Annotated in this window: 19 protein-coding genes; 13 read left to right on the top strand and 6 right to left on the bottom strand. The window is 58.0% G+C overall.

Annotation, left to right across the window (positions count from 1 at the left end):
• Positions 1–322: 322 nt before the first annotated feature.
• Positions 323–1,057 carry an SDR family oxidoreductase gene (locus tag JNB91_RS27450; RefSeq protein WP_220328639.1) on the bottom strand — a complete coding sequence of 245 codons (735 nt, stop codon included), beginning with the start codon at positions 1,055–1,057 and terminating at the stop codon, positions 323–325.
• Positions 1,058–1,151: 94 nt separating this feature from the next.
• Here JNB91_RS27450 and JNB91_RS27455 point away from each other — a divergent pair, with 94 nt between their 5' ends.
• A complete protein-coding gene (locus JNB91_RS27455; protein ID WP_220328640.1) occupies positions 1,152–2,063 on the top strand; it encodes an AraC family transcriptional regulator in 912 nt (303 codons plus the stop codon).
• Here the strand turns inward: JNB91_RS27455 and JNB91_RS27460 are convergent.
• On the bottom strand, positions 2,009–2,662 hold the full coding sequence (locus JNB91_RS27460) for a TetR family transcriptional regulator (protein WP_346269405.1): 654 nt from the start codon (positions 2,660–2,662) through the stop codon (positions 2,009–2,011). The genes JNB91_RS27455 and JNB91_RS27460 overlap by 55 nt on opposite strands.
• Positions 2,663–2,738: 76 nt before the next feature.
• On the opposite strand from JNB91_RS27460, the gene JNB91_RS27465 reads away from it, so the two are divergent.
• Positions 2,739–3,659 (top strand): SDR family oxidoreductase, encoded by a 921-nt coding sequence (locus JNB91_RS27465; RefSeq protein ID WP_220328642.1) that lies wholly within the window; start codon positions 2,739–2,741, stop codon positions 3,657–3,659.
• Positions 3,660–3,986: 327 nt separating this feature from the next.
• On the opposite strand, the gene JNB91_RS27470 is transcribed toward JNB91_RS27465, so the two are convergent.
• Both JNB91_RS27470 and JNB91_RS27475 read right to left on the bottom strand, forming a co-directional pair.
• Positions 3,987–5,066, bottom strand: coding sequence for an aldo/keto reductase (locus tag JNB91_RS27470; protein WP_220328643.1), 1,080 nt, complete (start codon positions 5,064–5,066; stop codon positions 3,987–3,989).
• A gap of 29 nt (positions 5,067–5,095) precedes the next feature.
• On the bottom strand, positions 5,096–6,088 hold the full coding sequence (locus tag JNB91_RS27475) for an MBL fold metallo-hydrolase (protein ID WP_220328644.1): 993 nt from the start codon (positions 6,086–6,088) through the stop codon (positions 5,096–5,098).
• Between the two features lie 54 nt (positions 6,089–6,142).
• Between JNB91_RS27475 and JNB91_RS27480 the strand changes: the two genes are divergently transcribed.
• Complete coding sequence (locus JNB91_RS27480; RefSeq protein ID WP_223218417.1) at positions 6,143–7,126, top strand: LysR family transcriptional regulator; 984 nt, start codon at positions 6,143–6,145, stop codon at positions 7,124–7,126.
• 238 nt (positions 7,127–7,364) lie between these two features.
• On the opposite strand, the gene JNB91_RS27485 is transcribed toward JNB91_RS27480, so the two are convergent.
• Positions 7,365–8,219, bottom strand: a complete 855-nt coding sequence (locus JNB91_RS27485; protein WP_220328645.1) for a LysR substrate-binding domain-containing protein — start codon at positions 8,217–8,219, stop codon at positions 7,365–7,367.
• An 87-nt stretch (positions 8,220–8,306) separates the two neighbouring features.
• Between JNB91_RS27485 and JNB91_RS27490 the strand changes: the two genes are divergently transcribed.
• Positions 8,307–9,008, top strand: coding sequence for a haloacid dehalogenase type II (locus tag JNB91_RS27490; RefSeq protein ID WP_220328646.1), 702 nt, complete (start codon positions 8,307–8,309; stop codon positions 9,006–9,008).
• A 15-nt stretch (positions 9,009–9,023) separates the two neighbouring features.
• On the top strand, positions 9,024–9,815 hold the full coding sequence (locus JNB91_RS27495; protein ID WP_220328647.1) for an aldolase: 792 nt from the start codon (positions 9,024–9,026) through the stop codon (positions 9,813–9,815).
• Between the two features lie 53 nt (positions 9,816–9,868).
• Here JNB91_RS27495 and JNB91_RS27500 read toward each other — a convergent pair whose 3' ends face one another.
• Complete coding sequence (locus JNB91_RS27500) at positions 9,869–10,789, bottom strand: LysR family transcriptional regulator (RefSeq protein ID WP_220328648.1); 921 nt, start codon at positions 10,787–10,789, stop codon at positions 9,869–9,871.
• A gap of 98 nt (positions 10,790–10,887) precedes the next feature.
• Here JNB91_RS27500 and JNB91_RS27505 point away from each other — a divergent pair, with 98 nt between their 5' ends.
• From JNB91_RS27505 to JNB91_RS27540, 8 genes are all read left to right on the top strand, one after another.
• Entirely contained in the window at positions 10,888–11,679 is a 792-nt protein-coding gene (locus JNB91_RS27505) for an SDR family NAD(P)-dependent oxidoreductase (RefSeq protein ID WP_220328649.1), read from the top strand.
• A gap of 11 nt (positions 11,680–11,690) precedes the next feature.
• Complete coding sequence (locus tag JNB91_RS27510) at positions 11,691–11,993, top strand: putative quinol monooxygenase (protein WP_220328650.1); 303 nt, start codon at positions 11,691–11,693, stop codon at positions 11,991–11,993.
• Between the two features lie 56 nt (positions 11,994–12,049).
• Positions 12,050–12,892: a type 1 glutamine amidotransferase domain-containing protein gene (locus JNB91_RS27515; protein ID WP_220328651.1), complete on the top strand. Its 843-nt coding sequence runs from the start codon at positions 12,050–12,052 to the stop codon at positions 12,890–12,892.
• Between the two features lie 466 nt (positions 12,893–13,358).
• Positions 13,359–14,237, top strand: a complete 879-nt coding sequence (locus tag JNB91_RS27520) for an alpha/beta fold hydrolase (protein ID WP_346269406.1) — start codon at positions 13,359–13,361, stop codon at positions 14,235–14,237.
• A gap of 377 nt (positions 14,238–14,614) precedes the next feature.
• Positions 14,615–14,782: a hypothetical protein gene (locus JNB91_RS30975; RefSeq protein ID WP_223218418.1), complete on the top strand. Its 168-nt coding sequence runs from the start codon at positions 14,615–14,617 to the stop codon at positions 14,780–14,782.
• A gap of 53 nt (positions 14,783–14,835) precedes the next feature.
• Complete coding sequence (locus tag JNB91_RS27530) at positions 14,836–15,840, top strand: AraC family transcriptional regulator (RefSeq protein ID WP_220328652.1); 1,005 nt, start codon at positions 14,836–14,838, stop codon at positions 15,838–15,840.
• A 145-nt stretch (positions 15,841–15,985) separates the two neighbouring features.
• The gene (locus JNB91_RS27535; RefSeq protein ID WP_220328653.1) at positions 15,986–16,735 is read left to right on the top strand and encodes an SDR family oxidoreductase; all 750 of its coding nucleotides are present in this window, start codon (positions 15,986–15,988) and stop codon (positions 16,733–16,735) included.
• A 57-nt stretch (positions 16,736–16,792) separates the two neighbouring features.
• A complete protein-coding gene (locus tag JNB91_RS27540; RefSeq protein WP_220328654.1) occupies positions 16,793–17,341 on the top strand; it encodes a flavin reductase family protein in 549 nt (182 codons plus the stop codon).
• The last annotated feature ends 20 nt before the right edge of the window (positions 17,342–17,361 follow it).

Raw genomic sequence — 17,361 nt, forward strand, 5'->3', positions numbered from 1 at the left:
GATGACTTGAGCCACGATCAGGAGCGTGGCGACGGCGTCTTTGCTGGAGCAGTATCCGCGACAGACGGGATTTAAGGAAATGGTGGAGACCCGGATTACCAAGTGGCGTCTGAGGTCGGAACGTCCGCGCTTGCCGATATGGTCCTGCAGCCTCTCTTAATTTTGCGGGCCTCCTACAGTCACAGCGAAACGGCGCGCAGCAGCCGAAGCCTGAGCGCTACGCTGCCTGGTTATGAAGGGATCAGGTCGATTTTCTTAGACGACGGTGAAGTAGTGCGGCCTGGAGGCATCCATCCTACCATGTCACACAGTACCTGCGCCATTATCCCTGTGCTGTTGGACGGATGACGATGCTGCCGACCTCCACCTCTGGAGGCTGTTCGATTGCAAATAGAATGCCTCGCGCGATAGCATCCGCGGACATGCCAGTTGCCGCTAGATCATCCTCAATCTTTTTCTTCATCCCGGGATCCGTGATGCTGTCGCCAAAGTTCGTGGCGGTCATTCCCGGCGATATTTCGGTGACGCGGAGGTTTGGTCCTGCTTCTTGGCGCAGGGCCTCCGTTGCGGTCCGAACGGCGTTCTTGGTGGCCGCGTAGACCCCCATGGTCGGCACGATCTTTAGCCCGGCCGTGGAGATAACGTTGATGACATGCCCGAAGCCTTGCTGAGCAAATACGGGTAGTGACGCGGCAATGCCATAGAGCGTACCTCTCAGGTTCACGTCAATCATCAGGTCCCAGTCTTCGACCTGCAGGTCATCGAAACGAGAGATTGGGCCGACGCCTGCATTGTTGACGATTACGTCAAGCTTGCCGCCTTCCTGAACGGCAACCGAAACCAAGGCTTCCAAGTCGCCACGTTGCCGAACGTCCGTTTGCTTGAGGGCGACCCTGCCGTCTGCAGCTAGGATCTCATCCGCGACCATCTGGAGCGGTTCCAGTCTTCGCGCGCCGAGCACCACGAGCGCGCCTTGTTGCGCAAGCAGCTTCGCTGTTGCTCTGCCAATACCGCTGCTCGCTCCGGTTATGACGATGACTTTATCTTCGATCCTCATCGACTGTCTCCTCTTGGACTTTGATCAGTTGAACCTAGATCAGGGTCTTGAGAGCATCTATGCCGAAGGGTCTTGTGTTTTGCCGCAATCGTCTATGACTGTCCGGGATCCACTGTCTGATGTGCTCGAGGTGCTCGGCGCACATGTGGTTAGACGAACTCGCATGGAAGCAGGTGGATCATGGGCATACTCATTCCCGCTCGCGAACCGCTTGAAGTTTGTCGCGATTCTTGAAGGCGAACAGTGGATGCTCCCATCAGGGCAGTCGCGCTACCTGATGCAGAGGGGCGACGTCTGCCTGATAGGTCGCACGAAGTACGTCGTGGCAAGCGATCCGGAACTGGAACCGCAAGACGGGGCAGCCCTCTACCCGGATGGTGGCTCCGACGTGGTCAGAGTGGGTTCTGGGAGCGGCGTCGTTGCAATCGGCGGCTCGATCGCTTTCCCGGACCAGATCGGCGAGTTTCTTATCGACATGCTCCCCGTGTTTTTGCACGTAGGACGTGAGGCCAGCGCGTCGGGAGCTATTTCCGCCGTTCTCGACTTGATAAGCAAGGAATTCCTTCGGAATGCGATGGGCGCCGATACTGTCGCTTCCCGTCTCGCGGACGTCCTTGTGGTGGAGGCGCTCCGGACGCTGTCTGACGATGAGGAGCGGAGCCGGACCGGGTGGCTCGGAGCGATCTCCGATCCACGTCTCGGTCGCGCGTTGCACGCCATCCACCGCGACGTCGCGGTTCCCTGGACGGTTGCCGCGCTGGCGGAAATAGCCGGTATGTCCCGCGCAGCGTTTTCGGCGAAGTTCAGCCAGCAGGTTGGAACACCGCCTCTAGCCTATCTACGCTACTGGCGGCTCACCCTTGCAAGAACCCTCTTGCGCAAGGATGTAGATACCGTTGAGGCAGTTGCGCGGCGTGTCGGCTACACATCGCAGAGCGCGTTCACCAACGCTTACAGACAGGCTTTTGGGACAACGCCGCGATCACACCGCGTGCGATCCGACTGAACCTCCCGGACAACACTGTCGAATGCTTCAATAAGAAGCTCAGCCATTGGCCGCGCGCCCTTCTCCAGGTTGAAGATGTCTCCGGCAATGCGCATCGCTCCAACGGACAGCATGGCGACGACACGTAATGCTGTTGATCGCTCAGGCTCGGGCCACCGCTCTTTGAGCGCTTCATAGATCTCACCTTCCTGCTGGACGTACGAGACCTGCTTGCGTGCCTGGACGCTGGGGCTCGCCCGCATCAAGCGATCCATCTCGATCATGTCGTTCGTAGGAATGGCATTGCAGACGCTCACAACCGCATCCCGAACAGCGTCGAGGGGCTTCGATGTCGCGGGAGCCTTCCGCACCGCATCGGCCAACATCTCGCCAATCCCGCTTTGCAGAGACAGCAAAATCTCGTCCTTCGACGTGAAGTAATAGAAAAAGGTTCTGCGCGAAATTCCTGCGGCCGCGGCGATTTCGTCAAGCGTCGTGTGGTCGAACCCTTTCTGAAGGAAAAGAGCGATCCCGCTTTCGGTGATGCGCTTTTTTGTTTCGCGCTTCTTTCGTTCTCTCAGGCCAACGCCTGCTCGAACGCTATCCTCGACTCTCTCCACCACGCCCTCTTGTAATATTACACTCAGTGCGATATTTATTTTACACCAAGTGCAAAAACGAGGAAAGAGGTTTGTGATGGCAAAGTGGAGCGAGACTGACATACCCGAGCAGCGCGGACGATCCGCTGTGGTTACCGGGACCGGGGGATTAGGGCTGGAAACCGCGCTGATGCTCGCCCGGGCCGGTTGCGACGTGATCATCGCCGGCCGCAATCCGCAAAAAGGCGCCGACGCCGTTTCACGCGTCCGACGCACGGTACCCCGTGCCGCAGTGCGGTTCGAGACACTCGATCTTGCCGATCTCTCATCGGTCGTGTCGTTCGCGCAGCGGATGAAGGACGACCGGGAGGGGCTGGATATTCTGGTGAACAATGCCGGCATCATGGTGCCGCCGACGCGGCAGGAAACCCGCGACGGCTTCGAAATGCAGCTCGGGACGAACTACCTTGGCCATTTCGCACTGACCACTCACCTGATGCCTCTGCTGGTAAAGGGGGTGGACGCCCGTGTCGTCACCGTGTCCAGCGTCGCAGCGCGCGCTGGGAGGATCAATTTTAACGACATCAATTCTGAGACGCACTACCGTCCAATGGAGGCCTACAGCCAGTCAAAACTTGCATGCTTGATGTTCGCGCTTGAGCTTCAAAATCGAAGCCAAGCTGCAGGATGGGGTATTTCAAGCTTGGCTGCGCATCCGGGGATTTCTCGAACTGATCTGCTGCACAACGCGCCCGGTCGACATAGCTTGCAAGGTCTGGTCAGAACCTTCCTCTGGTTTCTGTTCCAGCCTGTTGCACAAGGTGCCTTGCCGCCGCTTTTTGCTGCCACCTCGAAAGAGGCAAAGTCAGGTGGCTACTATGGTCCAGATAGACTCGGTGAGACACGGGGGCATCCAAGACCGGCACGTATTCCGCCGCAGGCACTCGATCGCGCCGCCAGCAAGCGGCTCTGGGAGGTCTCCGAAATCATGACCGGGCTGCAGATAAATCCAATCTAGGAACCCAGGAGAACAGGTGCATCGCACTGCCGGACCTGTGCTGGTAAGCCGAAGGAAGGGCCATGTGGGACTAGGCGACGCGGCCATCAAGCCGCTGATTTTCCCGAAGGTGCCGACCGAGGCGTACTTGAAGCACGCGCACGACCAAGGCCATTACATCATCGGTAGAACCGGCAGCGGACAGCAGCCGACCGGGCAGAAAAGCGCTTGCGGGCGAACCAACCGTCAGAAGTCTGGTTAGTACCATCTCGAAATCGCGTCCTCGGAGCCAGCTTCACTCGACTGGCAAGCGCCGCCGCTCATCCCCTTTCCGTCGCTGACGTGAGGCTAGTTCAACCGCGCGCGCGCGTTTGACTGCGCATCGCGAATGAGACCTGCGTACATCTGATCCTTGTCGGGGTACCAGGGCATGCTACCGATGGAGGCAAATGCAGGAATCGTTTCCATATGCGCGACCATCCGTCGCCGCATCGCTTCGTCTGGCAGCGACCCTGTCATCGCTTGAAGGTTTTCCGTCATGTGATCGGGATTTGACGTACCGCACAAAACGCTGGTGACAGCTGGATGGGCCATGACCCACTTAAGGAAAAATTGAGCCCAGGTGCCGGCCCCGAACTCCTTCGCGAAATCTGGCAGCGGGCGTCCCTCAACGACTTTCAAAAGGCGAGCTTTTTCCAGCGGCAGGTTGATGAGGACACCGACGCCTTTTTCGGCCGCGGCGGGCAAGAGACGCCTTTCCGCGCTGCGGTCAAAGATCGAGTAGTTCGTCTGAACGAAGTCTACACTGCCGCTCTCGATGAAACGGATCAATTGTTCCTGTGCGGCAGTCTCGTGATGCGTTGCGCCGACATGCGCGATTTGTCCGTCCATCTTCCATGACTGCATCAGCGGTATTACCACTGCCGCATTGGTGAGGCTGTGACACTGCATCACCTCGATCTTCGATCGCCATGTGCGCAGCTTTGACTGCCTGAAGCTTTCAACAGCGTGGCTCTCGTCGCCGAGATATTCGCCTGTTGACCAGATCTTGTTGGTCAGAAAGATGTCGGCAGCGTTCGGGCTTTCGTTCAGGAACTGACCCACACTGACTTCAGCGGATCCATAGAGTGGTGATGTATCAATCACACGTCCGCCGCCAGCAACATACCGCTTGAAGACTTCCCGTAGGTCATCGCGCTGCTCGCCCGGCCTGCGGTCAAAGGTTAGAAAGGTGCCGAGGCCGAGAAGACTAACTTGCTGGCCGGTTTTGGGAACCGCGCGGGTGAGGGCAGGGGCAACTCCTGAGGTGGATAGCTCAGATGATGCGCTTGTGCTCCCTTGCGCCTTCACACTGCCAGCGATGGTCGCTCCGGCTGCAGCAGCTCCGATGCCGCCGAGCAGGTGTCTTCGATTGATGATTGCCTTCATCGGTCGCTCCTTCTTGTGCCCGCGGTCATTTAGAATTGCCAGCCGGCCGGAACCCAGGCGTAGCCGGTATCGGTCTTGAGCATGTATCCAAGCCCGGGAAATGGGTAGTGGAAGCCGAGTACAGGTACACGATCGGTCGCGGCCATGTCGAAGATGCGTCGGCGCGAGGCGAGAGCCGTGTCCTTGTCCCGGTCGGGACCGGGACGCCAAGAATTGTTGACGTTGACCACGGGATGATATGCGAGGTCAGCGGTCAGCAGCAGTTGCTCGTTACCCGAATGGACCAGGAAGGTCGCCATGCCTGGTGTGTGTCCGTAGGCAGCGATCGTGTTGAGGCCTGGCAAGATCTCCGCGCCGGCATCGTAAAGCTCGACCGCTTTTCCAAGAGGCGCAACACTCTGCTTGATCGCCGCGCCGAACCGGCGCCGGAAGTCTTCCGGTACGGGCATATAAGAAAGGTCTGGGTCGTTGCTGATAAAGAATTCCCAGTCTGCTCGGGGGGCGTACACGGTCGCGTTGGGGAACGCTCGTCCACCATCTGCTCCACGTAGATTGCCCACGTGGTCGGGATGCGTGTGCGACACGACGATCGCGTCGATGTCCGCGGCGGAGAGTCCGATCGCCGACAGATTCTGGAAAATCCGGCCACCGTTCGGGCCCATGGTCTGGCCGGCGCCGGCCTCCAGCAGCACTCTCCGGCCGCCGACCTCGATCAGCAGCGTGTTGAGGTTGAGTGTCAGATGGTCGCGGGGCAGGAAGGCACGGCGCAACACCTCCTGCAGTTCCGCCTCGGTTGCGTCGCTGGCGTAAATGCGGGGTGGCCCGCCGATCACACCATCGCTCAAAACTGTTGCACTGATCTCGCCGATGCTGAACCGGTAATAGCCGGTATTGCCGGCAGCGACAGCCGAGGGTGCTTGCGCGTGAACGGGTCCGATAGCGCTGCCGAGCATCAAGCTTGAGGCTCCGGCTGCTGCCGCCGTCAGCATGATTCTGCGCCTGTTTATCGTCAGAGGAGCCATTCCACGAGATCCTTACGTTTTTGAGCCTGCGTCCAGAGGCGGATGCATCACAAGATGACGCATAAACAGTGTTCTGATAAGCCGGGGGAATGTGCGCGGGTTGATAAGGCAGGCTTCTCAATGGATCAGGTTCGGCTCGATAATCTGGAAGTGTTTGCTTCTATCGTCAGATGCGGCGGTTTTCGCGCGGCGGCGCTCGAAAGAGGTATTTCTTCTTCTGCGCTGAGCCAGACGATCAATGGTCTGGAAGAGGTTCTGGGGATCCGGTTGCTCAATAGAACAACGCGAAGTGTCTCACCCACGGAGGCCGGTGAGCGCTTGCTCGAGCGGTTGGTTCCGGCAATCGCTGACATCAGGAAGGCGGTCGACGATCTCAACCAGTTGAAGGAAAAGCCCTCCGGGACCTTGCGTATCAACGCGCCGGCGCCCGCCGTCGATCATCTGCTATGCCCACTGGTGTTCGAGTTTATGCGGCTGCACGAAGAGGTCAATGTCGAGATCGTTAGTGACGCAGCGGTGATCGATATCGTCAAACAAGGTTTCGACGCGGGAGTTCGTTTCGGCAAGCAACTGGAGCAGGACATGGTCGCGATGCCCCTCGGACCATCTCTGCGTTATGCAATTGTTGCGTCGAGAAGCTACATCGATGGAAACGGCCGTCCAACGAAACCGGCGGATCTCGTGCATCATCAGTGCATCCGTCGCAGATTTCCAGGTGGTGCCCTCGCGACCTGGCAATTCGAGAAGGAAGGCGAAAAGATGGAACTCGTTCCTGACGCCCGCCTCACGCTCAACTCTGCGCAGAACGAGCTTCAGGCAGCTCTAGCCGGGAATGGGCTGGCTCACGTTCTAGAGGACTATGCAGCTCCGTATGTAGAAGACGGCCGGCTCGTGGAGGTGCTCGAAGACTGGAGTCCGATATTGCCAAGCTGGTTCCTGTATTATCCCAACAAGCGGCACTCCAGTGCCGCCATGCGGGCTTTCCTGGACTTCGTGCGAGCCTACACAAGATCTACCGCAGATCATCCCCAGCCCTAATTCCTGGCGTCACTTGAATGGAGCCGCAACGCCGACGGCGGGGTGGGTCCGCCATGGCGAGCGTCAAATGAGGGAGTTAAAGGCAGTCTCCCTGACTAGGTCGTTAGTCGGCACAAAAAATGGCGTAATGCGATGTCTGGAACTGCGGGTCGAGGGTTCGTATCCGCTCAAGAGCAGGATATCCGAGTCTGGAGTCGTCGGTCAGACCTGGGCTAAATGGGCAGTGTCATGGCAGGTGCTACCCTACGTTATTGGCGAGGAACCGCGCGAGGTACTTCGCTTCATTTGACAAACTTGCTCGACCTTTCACCAGCGCCATTTCGGATGGGGTCTGATCGTCGAATCCGTCCAGAGGGCCAAGTTGCCGATGTTCGGGAAGCACCGCGTCGGATGGCAACAAGCTGATCCCGAGGCCGGAGGCGACTGCGGCCTGCACACCCATCAAACCTTGGCTCGTATAAGAGATCCGCCAGCGGCGACCGCTTTGCTCGATCGCGCGGATTGCGCGATCCCGGTAGATGCATCCGACCGGAAAGACAGCAAGCGGCACTGGGTCTGCCGCAATAGAACCGCTTGCACCTTGGACCCATATCAGCTTTTCCGTCCAAGTGGCGAGACTTGCTCCACTACCAGGCTCGCGCTTGATCAACGCGAGGTCGATTTCCCCCGCGTCCAATTGACGTCTAAGCTCCGTGCTCCAGCCGCTGACAGTGTCGAGTCTGATGTGGGGCGAGGCGGCAGAAAATCCCGACAGTAGGTCGATCAGGCGCCGGCCCGCAAAATCCTCCGGCACTCCGAGGCGCACGGTTCGGGGTGCGGAGGGTTTCCGCATTGCTTCGCTAGCTTCCTCTGCGGTCGCAAGAATTCTGCGGGCATAGCTCAAAAGTCTTTCGCCGGCCTCGGTCGTCTCGACAGTTCCGGACGATTTATCCCGTAGCAGCAACACAGAGTCGATGTTTTGCTCGAGCTTCTTGACCTGCTGGCTCACCGTCGATTGCGTCAAATGCACTCTTTCCGCAGCCTTGGTGAAGCCGCCACAATCGACTACGGCAGCAAACGTTTTCAGGAGATCCAGGTCAAAGCCGAAGCTCATTTGATTCCTCGATTGAGAGTATGACGAAATTTAATTTTCCAATGATTGCGGTGTTTGTCAATCTGCCGGAAACACAGGAGACTAGACATGACATTGCCAGGTCCGAAGCCAACATGGTTGACCTTTGATTGCTACGGGACCCTTATCCAGTGGGACGAAGGGCTGCTGGCGGCAATGGACAGGATCCTGTCCGCCAAAGGTGGCAACATCGATCAGAAGACGTTCATTTCGATCTATGACCGGCATGAGCATATGTTGGAGGCAGAGCGTCCTCATAGAACATTTTCCGAGGTCAGCGCCCTTGCCCTGGAACGGGCTATGGGGGAATTCGGGCTGTCGTTCGAGACTGCTGATGCCGAACTCCTGACCTCCTCAATCGGCAAGATGCCACCGTTTCCAGAGGTCGTCGCAACGCTTCAAGAGTTGAAGTCTGCAGGTTTCTACCTTGCAATCATCTCGAACACGGATGACGCCATCATCGCCGGAAATGTCGCCCAATTGGGCGGCTCCATCGACCGGGTTATCACGGCTGAACAAGCTGGCGCCTATAAACCCTCCGCCCAGACGTTTCGTCACGCCTGGAACAGCCTTGGGACTGGAATGGGCGATCTGGTGCATATCTGTGCCAGCCCGCATCTTGATCTTGCTGCAGCGCGTGAGCTTGGATTTCGCACCGTTTGGGTCGATCGTGGCACGGGCCGCAAACCGCTTTCTGACTACCAGCCCAATGCAATCGTCCCGACACTCGACAAGGTGCCCGATATCTTTGCCACGGCCGGCTGGATTTAATTCAAGGAGAAACAGATGGCACATGAATTGAAGCTTTCGAAAGCATGCAGCAATCCCCACCACAATCTCCCGCTGGATAGCGAGGAGATCTGGCAGGCGAGAATGGACCTTGCGGCTTGTCTTCGCATGGCTGCGCGCCTCGGTCTGGAAGAGGGGATTTGCAATCATTTTTCGGCCGTCGTACCCGGGCATCCCGATCTCTTCATCGTCAACCGCCTTGGCTGGGCCTTCAAGGAGGCGACGGCGTCATCACTGCTGATCTGTGATTTCGCGGGGAATGTGGTGGCTGGAGACGGCGTCCCGGAGGCGACCGCCTTCTACATCCACGCACGTCTGCACAAGATGGCGCCAAGGGTGGGCGCCGCCTTTCACACCCACATGCCGAATGCGACCGCGCTCAGCATGGTCGAAGGCGAGCCACTGGTCTGGGCGGGGCAGACGGCGCTTAAATTTTATGGTCGTGTCGCGATCGATGAGAACTACAACGGTCTTGCGCTCGACGAGAGCGAGGGTGACCGAATTGCCTCGGTGCTTGGCGACAAGGATATCCTGTTCATGAGAAATCATGGCGTGATGGTCTGTGCACCCAACATCGCCGAAGCCTGGGATGATCTCTACTACCTCGAGCGGGCGGCCGAAGTTCAATTGAAAGCAATGGGGACGGGCCGCAAACTCCTGCCGGTTTCAGCCGATATTGCTGCCGAGGCGGTGCGGCAGATGCGAGAAGGGGACCCGGACAGTGCCAGGTTGCATCTGCTGAGCATCCGGCGTCAGCTTGACCGGGAGGCGCCGGACTACCGAGATTGATCTGGGGGAGAAAGCAAAGCCTGCGCGCGCCCGCCTTCCTACTGCTTCTAGGATCAGGACGTGCCATTTAACACGGGTGAAGCACGCAAGATCAGCATCATATATTCGATGAATGCCCGGACGCGGTGTGGCAGGGGACCGCCACCGACATAGACGGCGTGAACCAGTTCAAGGTCGCCTGGGTTTTCTTCTTCTAGCAACGGGATCAGCCGACCCGCCGCAATCTCATCTGCCACGTGAAATAGCCCGACCCGGGCAATACCGGCGCCGGCCAGCACCATCTGCTTCATCGTCTCACCGTTGTTCACGACGACACTGCCTTTGACCGGCTGTACAACATCCCGACCGCCGGTGCGAAATGGCCAGGAGGGTGTTGCACGGCGGAAATTGAATGTCAGGCAATCGTGATGCGCGAGATCTGCCGGTTTCTCCGGTGTCCCCTTACGCGCGAGATAGTCGGGTGAGGCGCAGATCACGCGCCGGCTCTGCCCGAGCTTGCGCGCGATGAGCCCGCTGTCGGGTAGATTGCCCATACGGATGGCAACGTCGGTCTTCTCCGCCACAAGGTCCACAATCCCGTCGGTCAACGAAAGATCGACGACCAGACCAGGATTGCGCGCAACAAATTCCGGGACCGCGGGAGCGAGGAACATTGTTCCGAACGGTATTGTCGCATTAATCCGTAACCGCCCGCGAACCGCACCACCGGCCACCTCTTGATCCGCATCGTTCAACTCCTGCAGGATCCGCAGCGCCGCGTGATGATAGGCCTCGCCTTCTTCCGTGAGCGTGAGAGCACGGGTGGTCCGCACTAGAAGGCGGGCGCCGAGACGGCTCTCCAGTCGCGCGATTAGTTTGCTGACTGCCGATGGAGTAAGATCGAGATTGCGGGCGGCGGCGGAGAAGCCTCCATCTTGAATAACCCGTACAAAGACTTCCATTTCGCCGGAGCGTTCCATGAGGATGCGTGGCATTGATGAACCTCATTCACAGGTGCGTGTCTTTTGCAGGCAATAGTCCAAGCGCGGCTTAGATCATAGCTTTTCTCCAGCAGCAATCTGGAGACATAAAAATGGATCTACAACTCAACGGAAAGACCGCACTTGTAACTGGCGCAACCGCCGGCATAGGCTTGGAAATCGCTCACACTCTTGCGACGGAAGGCGCGCGCGTCGTTATCACGGGACGCGATAACACCAAGCTCGAAAGCGCAATTGCATCCATCAAGACTTCCGGCGGTGCGAACATATCCGGCATCGTGGCAGACGCCGCAAGCGCTGACGGTGCTGCGGTCATCGCCAGCGTCGAGCCGTCGATCGACATCCTCGTCAACAATCTCGGCATCTATGAGAGCAAGGCCTTTGCCGATATCACTGACGCCGACTGGAGCCATCTGTTCGACGTCAATGTGATGAGCGGTGTGCGGCTCTCTCGCGCCTTTATCCCAGGCATGCTCGACCGCAATTGGGGGCGCATTGTATTTATTTCCAGCGAAGCGGGCCTCGCAATTCCCGGTGACATGATCCACTACGGAATGACAAAGACGGCTCAGCTGTCGGTTTCGCGCGGCTTGGCGCAGATCACCCGTGGCACGAACGTAACCGTCAATTCCGTTCTGCCAGGCCCGACCCGATCGGAAGGGATCGAGGCTTTCCTCCGCAGCCAGGCGAGCGACCCATTCGCACCAATGAAGCAGATCGAGGCTGAGTTTTTCGCCACCGCCCGCTCCGCATCCATCCTCCAACGGATGGTGGATGCGGAAGAAGTGGCCAACTTGGTTGCCTATCTCGCCAGTCCGCGTTCCTCGGCCACCAATGGTGCCGCCCTTCGTGCTGAAGGCGGGCTCGTCAATACCATCGCGTGAGGAGAACTGCCATGTCGAACTCACCTTTGACCGTTATCGCAATCACTACGGCAAAACTGGGAAAAGAGGCGGCCTTGGGCGCCGCCCAGGAAAAACTCGTCGCCGAAACCTTAGTCGAAGACGGCTGCCTTCGCTACGAACTGCATCAATCGCTTGACGATGGACGCGTCCGCATCTTCGTTGAGACTTGGGCAAGCGAGGCACACTGGCGCGCCCATATGCAGGGCCCTGCGATGCAGCGCTTTCAGGCGAGCGGCGTTGGCGACGACTTCGCCGACTTTTCACTGCACCGCCTGATCAAGGTGGCCGGCTAAACCTGCCGCGAGCACTCACTTTTCGAACTGACATCTATCCCTTGGGAACCAAGTCTATGACACTTTTGCGCAGTCTTGCCGTCGCACTCGCCATTAGCGCGAGCGCCATAAACGCTCACGCCGGAAACGTGCTGATCGTCCTGTCCGATTCCGATCACCTCGATCTGCAAGATGGCAAGGTCTTCGAGACAGGTTTTTATCTCAACGAACTGATGCAGCCGGTAACAGCGCTGCGTGATGCTGGCCACAAGATTACGTTCGCCACGCCGAAAGGAACGGCTCCATCAGTCGACAGAACATCAATCGACAAGATGTATTTCGGTGGCGACGAAGCGGCGATGAAAGCCAGCGAGGAAGCGCTCGCGGACCTGCAACTCACATCACGCGACAGGTCGCCCGTCATTAGCTTCGCGCGGGTCGAGCAGATCGGCTACGGCCATTTCGATGCCGTCTATGTGCCGGGCGGTCATGCTCCGATGCAAGACCTTCTGGTGAGTGCCGAGCTCGGCAAGATCCTGACTTACTTCCATGAGAGTGGAAAGCCGACCGCCTTGGCCTGTCATGGTCCTATCGCCCTGCTTTCGACTCTGCCCGACGCACAAGCGTTTGTCAGAGAGTTTGAGACGAGCGGAAAAGCAAATCCGCAAACTCGCTGGGCTTACGATGGCTACCGTTTTACCGTCTTCAGCAATGAGGAGGAAAAAATGGCCAAAGGCCTTCTGGGCGGCGGCGAGATGAAATTTTATCCGCAGGATGCACTCACTCAGGCGGGTGGTCAGTACAGTCAGGCTGACGCAGCATTTTCAAGTCATGTTGTGACTGATCGCGAGCTCATTACCGGACAAAACCCGGCATCAGCATTGGCGGTAGCGAATGAGTTATTGGACCGGCTGAAGTAAGCAGGAGCGGCGCAGGCATGCAATGTCGTCGGACCCAATCCGGCCGTTCATGCCTGTGGCCAGCCTTGCTTTCTGAGACGGATCTTCTTGTCGCGTATCCCGTTTCCGCTGATCATCTTCGGCGTCTTAACCAAGCAGATGCACAAGTTTTGCTACCGGAAGGAGCCAGAGCGCTGCCAACGCTCTCTCGAATTTCTAACATAACAGCTTATCACACCCACGTTAGGTCGGCTTGCTGGATGCCGCCTGTCGATCCACCTGTGCCTGGCGCTCGCATGGTGCACGCGCTTCAACGGGATTACAAATGACCAGGCATTTCCTTCTTTCGTCCCTACTCGGATCCGTTCTGCTCGCCGGCTCATCGGCAGTCGTTTTCGCTCAGGCGGACAGCGACCGGTCAAGTTCACAGCAAGTGACCTTCGGTCCCAGGCTTGAACGGTTCGACTATCCATTCAAGACTGAAATCATGACGGTTTCGAACCAGGGTCAGGAACTTGAAATGTCCTTCATGGACATAGCAGCTGCCAACCCGAACGGGCGGACCGTAGTCCTGCTGCACGGTAAGAACTTCTGTGGCGCCACATGGGAGGGTACGATCAATAGCCTGACACAGGCCGGGTACCGGGTGATCGCGCCGGACCAGATCGGGTTCTGCAAATCGAGCAAGCCGCAAGCATACCAGTTCAGCTTCCACCAGCTGGCCGAGAACACCAAGGCTCTCTTAGATAGCCGCGGCGTTGAGAAGGCAACGGTGCTCGGGCACTCGATGGGCGGAATGCTCGCCTCGCGGTTTGCATTGATGTATCCCGAGGTGACCGAACAGCTGGTGCTGGTCAACCCGATCGGACTTGAGGATTGGAAGGCAAAGGGAGTTCCCTACCAGACGATTGACGCGGCGTTCGAGGGTGAGAAAAAGACCAGCTTCGAAGGCATCAAGCAGTATCAGCAGAAGTTCTATTATTCCGGGCAGTGGCAACCGGAATACGACAAGTGGGTGGCCATGAGCGCCGGTATGTATCGTGGCGAGGGCGGCGATCAGGTGGCTTGGAACCAGGCGCTTACTTCCGACATGCTGTTCACGCAGCCAGTCGTGCATGAGTTCAACCAGATCAAAGTGCCAACTTTCCTCATGATCGGAATGTCCGACAAGACGGCGCCGGGTGCCAATCGCGCTCCGGCCGAGATTGCGTCGACGCTCGGCGATTATACTCAGCTCGGCAAGCAAGCGGCGCAGGCCATCCCAGGGGCAAAACTTGTTGAGTTCGAAGACCTCGGCCATTCGCCTCAGATTCAGGCTCCCGACAGGTTTCACAAAGCTCTTCTCGACGGTCTGAACAGTCTTTGATCGGGAAGGGGAGGTCAAGCGGCCTCCCCTATCTCACGACCACTGCTTGTTTCTTCCCGGCAGAACCGAGCCCGCGCCCTCTCCAGCAGTTGGCAGGTAAGGCTCTCGCATCTAAGCCGACGCGACGAGTGAAGGATGTCCTGAAGAGCGCGTGGCGCCCCAATATGCATAGTCATGCAATCCGATAGGATCAGGCAATACGGACGCAGTCTTGTTCTACCGCCGCGTGGACATGATGAAAGACATTGGCTTCATCAGACAAAGATGGAGTTGATCATGTTCAGCGATAGCGCAGTCACATTCATCGGGCCATTCCTGGGCAAGGAGCTGTTTTACGGACGCTGCTAGAGCATGATGCCATGCAGGAGTGTTCGGATATGCCGCAGCGAGCAGAGATCTTGACCTGCGACGTCGATGCAGACTTCATCTGCCTGAAAGAGACGCACGACACCGGCTTCATCTTCATGTCGGATGAAACCAAATGCTGCATCGCATCATTGATGGTGGTTATGGGTGGAGATGTGAATGAAGCACTGTTCCATTAAAGCCCCGCGCAATCATCGGGGCGATCCTGGCCCCGCTTAAGAGAGGGTCCGCATTGGCGAATATCGAAGCACCCCTTCAAACTGATGTACGTCCCATTCCAGCAATTGCTGGAAAGCAAATACATCCCGCAGCCGGTTTGCCGGCGTGTGAACAGGTTGCTGTAAGGCCCGAGCGGACATCCCCGCTTGGGCTTGAACAGTATATAGCAGGCCGAACAATGGTGAGTGGCGATAGCCCGGCCTGGACCGATATGTTCGTGCAGGTCTACTCCCGCCTAAACAAGCAGGAACCGTTCTTGGTTCCTGCCGTCGCCGAACCCCTCATTGTTTGGGTCATGTCTGGAGAGGCCGTCGTCGAAGAACGTGACCTCGACGGCGAATGGGTTGCGAACACCGTAACCGTGGGTGATTTCTTCCTCACCCGCTCAACCACACCTTATGAGATGCGCTGGCGCGCTGTAGGGGATGCGCCGTTCCAGGTCATGCACCTTTATCTCTCGGTTCCACTCTTCGAACGCGTCGCATATGACGTGCTTGGCTGTAACGCTCCGCCGGCACTGCGTGACATCTCAGGTGGTAAGGATAAGCAGCTCTCCCACCTGCTGGCACTCGTTCACCAGGAGCTGACCGCCGAAGGGATGGGAAGTCAGTTATTCATTCAGGGCCTTGCCCAAAGCCTTGCTGTTCATTTGATCCGCAATTACGCGTCTGGCGAGGCGCTCGACGATCGCCAGAATGCGCTTCCGGGATTCAAGCTCCGGCGTGCAGTCGCTTATCTCGAAGAGCACCTGGCCGAACCCTTCAATCTGGCCCAGCTTGCTGAGACCGTCGGGATGAGCGAGTTCCATTTCAGCCGGCTGTTCAAAAAGGCCACTGGCGTGTCGCCATCTCGCTATTTCATTCGCCAACGCGTAGCACGGGCACAATTGCTCCTGCAGGAAACGGAAACAAGCATCATCGAGATTGGTATGTCCGTCGGCTATTCGAGCCCGAGCCACTTTGCGCAGGTATTTCGGCGCGAGACCGGCTTGCCACCGAGCCACTATCGCAGGGGCTAGTTTTTTCACCTGTCGCGGTTTTGAGCAAAAACGCGACAGGTCGAGCAAGGGCCCGAGAGAAGGGCCGCGCTCAAAAGCATAGTTTCATCCTTGTCACAACGAGATGCCCACAGTGGTGGTGGGCTACAGACAAGGAGTAAAGACAATGACCAACCTCAACGGAAAGATCGCACTGGTCACCGGCGCATCGAGCGGCATTGGCGCTGCTACCGCCGTCAAGCTCGCTGAAGCCGGTGCAAAAGTCGGCATCGCAGCCCGCCGCACCGAAAAACTTGAAGACGTCAAGAAACAGATTGAAGCCAAGGGCGGCGAAACGCTTGTCATCCAAATGGACGTTGTGGACACCGCCTCGATCGAAGCGGGCGTCAAGAAGCTCGTCGACACCTATGGCTCGATCGACATCCTCGTCAACAACGCCGGCCTCATGCCGCTTTCCGATATCGACCAGTTCAAGGTCGACGAGTGGAACCGCATGGTCGACGTGAACGTGAAGGGCCTGCTCAACACGACAGCCGCCGTCCTGCCGCAAATGATCAAGCAGCACTCCGGCCACATTTTCAACATGTCTTCGATCGCGGGGCGCAAGGTGTTCAAAGGCCTGTCCGTCTATTGCGCGACAAAGCATGCTGTCACGGCCTTCTCTGACGGCCTGCGCATGGAAGTCGGCCAGAAGCACGGCATTCGCGTGACCTGCATCCAGCCAGGCGCCGTTGCCACCGAGCTCTACGATCACATCACTGATCCGGGCTATCGCAAGCAGATGGACGAGCTGGCCGGCCAGATGACCTTCCTCCAGGGCGAGGACATCGGTGACACCATCGTGTTCGCTGCCCAGGCTCCGTCGCATGTCGACGTCGCCGAGCTGTTCGTCCTGCCGGTTGAACAGGGCTGGTAACCAGCTAGCTCTAATGGGTCCCTGCCACTGGCAGGGATCTCTTCGAGGGAGATTGGAATGAAGGAGATACCCGCAACCCAAACCTATCGCGTCTTGGAACCTGGACCGATTGTCATGGTGACGACCAGCGATAAGGAAAAGCCCAATGTCATGAGTATGGGCTTTCACATGATGATCCAGCATACGCCACCGCTGATTGGCTGCGTGATCGGTCCATGGGACCATAGCTACGAGACACTTCGCGAAAGCGGCGAATGCGTAATCGCCGTACCCGGTCTCGATCTTGCCGAAACGGTTGTCGATGTTGGGAACTGTTCCGGCGACCGCGTCGACAAGTTTCACCGGTTCGGATTGCAGACCCGTAAAGCCAAGGACGTATCCGCGCCTCTTATCGCCGACTGCCTAGCAAATATCGAGTGCGTGGTCGTCGATCGACGAAATGTCGATCCGTACAACCTGTTCATCCTGGAAGCCAAGCGCTTGTGGGTGAATGAAAGCCGTAAAGAACGTCGAACCCTCCACCACCAGGGAGATGGATCGTTCGCCGTCGACGGAGGCACGCTCGATCTCAAAGACCGTATGGTCAAATGGCGCCACCTCCCCTGAGGGGCGGCGTCACTAACCCC

Origin of the sequence: Aliirhizobium wenxiniae, assembly GCF_019511445.1 — a bacterium.
Lineage (GTDB): Bacteria > Pseudomonadota > Alphaproteobacteria > Rhizobiales > Rhizobiaceae > Neorhizobium > Neorhizobium wenxiniae_A.

Coding starts and splice junctions, on each gene's coding strand:
- JNB91_RS27450 (WP_220328639.1), bottom strand. CDS start 1,057: ATGAGGATCGAAGATAAAGTCATCGTCATAACCGGAGCGAGCAGCGGT.
- JNB91_RS27455 (WP_220328640.1), top strand. CDS start 1,152: ATGACTGTCCGGGATCCACTGTCTGATGTGCTCGAGGTGCTCGGCGCA.
- JNB91_RS27465 (WP_220328642.1), top strand. CDS start 2,739: ATGGCAAAGTGGAGCGAGACTGACATACCCGAGCAGCGCGGACGATCC.
- JNB91_RS27470 (WP_220328643.1), bottom strand. CDS start 5,066: ATGAAGGCAATCATCAATCGAAGACACCTGCTCGGCGGCATCGGAGCT.
- JNB91_RS27475 (WP_220328644.1), bottom strand. CDS start 6,088: ATGGCTCCTCTGACGATAAACAGGCGCAGAATCATGCTGACGGCGGCA.
- JNB91_RS27480 (WP_223218417.1), top strand. CDS start 6,143: ATGACGCATAAACAGTGTTCTGATAAGCCGGGGGAATGTGCGCGGGTT.
- JNB91_RS27485 (WP_220328645.1), bottom strand. CDS start 8,219: ATGAGCTTCGGCTTTGACCTGGATCTCCTGAAAACGTTTGCTGCCGTA.
- JNB91_RS27490 (WP_220328646.1), top strand. CDS start 8,307: ATGACATTGCCAGGTCCGAAGCCAACATGGTTGACCTTTGATTGCTAC.
- JNB91_RS27495 (WP_220328647.1), top strand. CDS start 9,024: ATGGCACATGAATTGAAGCTTTCGAAAGCATGCAGCAATCCCCACCAC.
- JNB91_RS27500 (WP_220328648.1), bottom strand. CDS start 10,789: ATGCCACGCATCCTCATGGAACGCTCCGGCGAAATGGAAGTCTTTGTA.
- JNB91_RS27505 (WP_220328649.1), top strand. CDS start 10,888: ATGGATCTACAACTCAACGGAAAGACCGCACTTGTAACTGGCGCAACC.
- JNB91_RS27510 (WP_220328650.1), top strand. CDS start 11,691: ATGTCGAACTCACCTTTGACCGTTATCGCAATCACTACGGCAAAACTG.
- JNB91_RS27515 (WP_220328651.1), top strand. CDS start 12,050: ATGACACTTTTGCGCAGTCTTGCCGTCGCACTCGCCATTAGCGCGAGC.
- JNB91_RS27520 (WP_346269406.1), top strand. CDS start 13,359: ATGACGGTTTCGAACCAGGGTCAGGAACTTGAAATGTCCTTCATGGAC.
- JNB91_RS30975 (WP_223218418.1), top strand. CDS start 14,615: ATGCCGCAGCGAGCAGAGATCTTGACCTGCGACGTCGATGCAGACTTC.
- JNB91_RS27535 (WP_220328653.1), top strand. CDS start 15,986: ATGACCAACCTCAACGGAAAGATCGCACTGGTCACCGGCGCATCGAGC.
- JNB91_RS27540 (WP_220328654.1), top strand. CDS start 16,793: ATGAAGGAGATACCCGCAACCCAAACCTATCGCGTCTTGGAACCTGGA.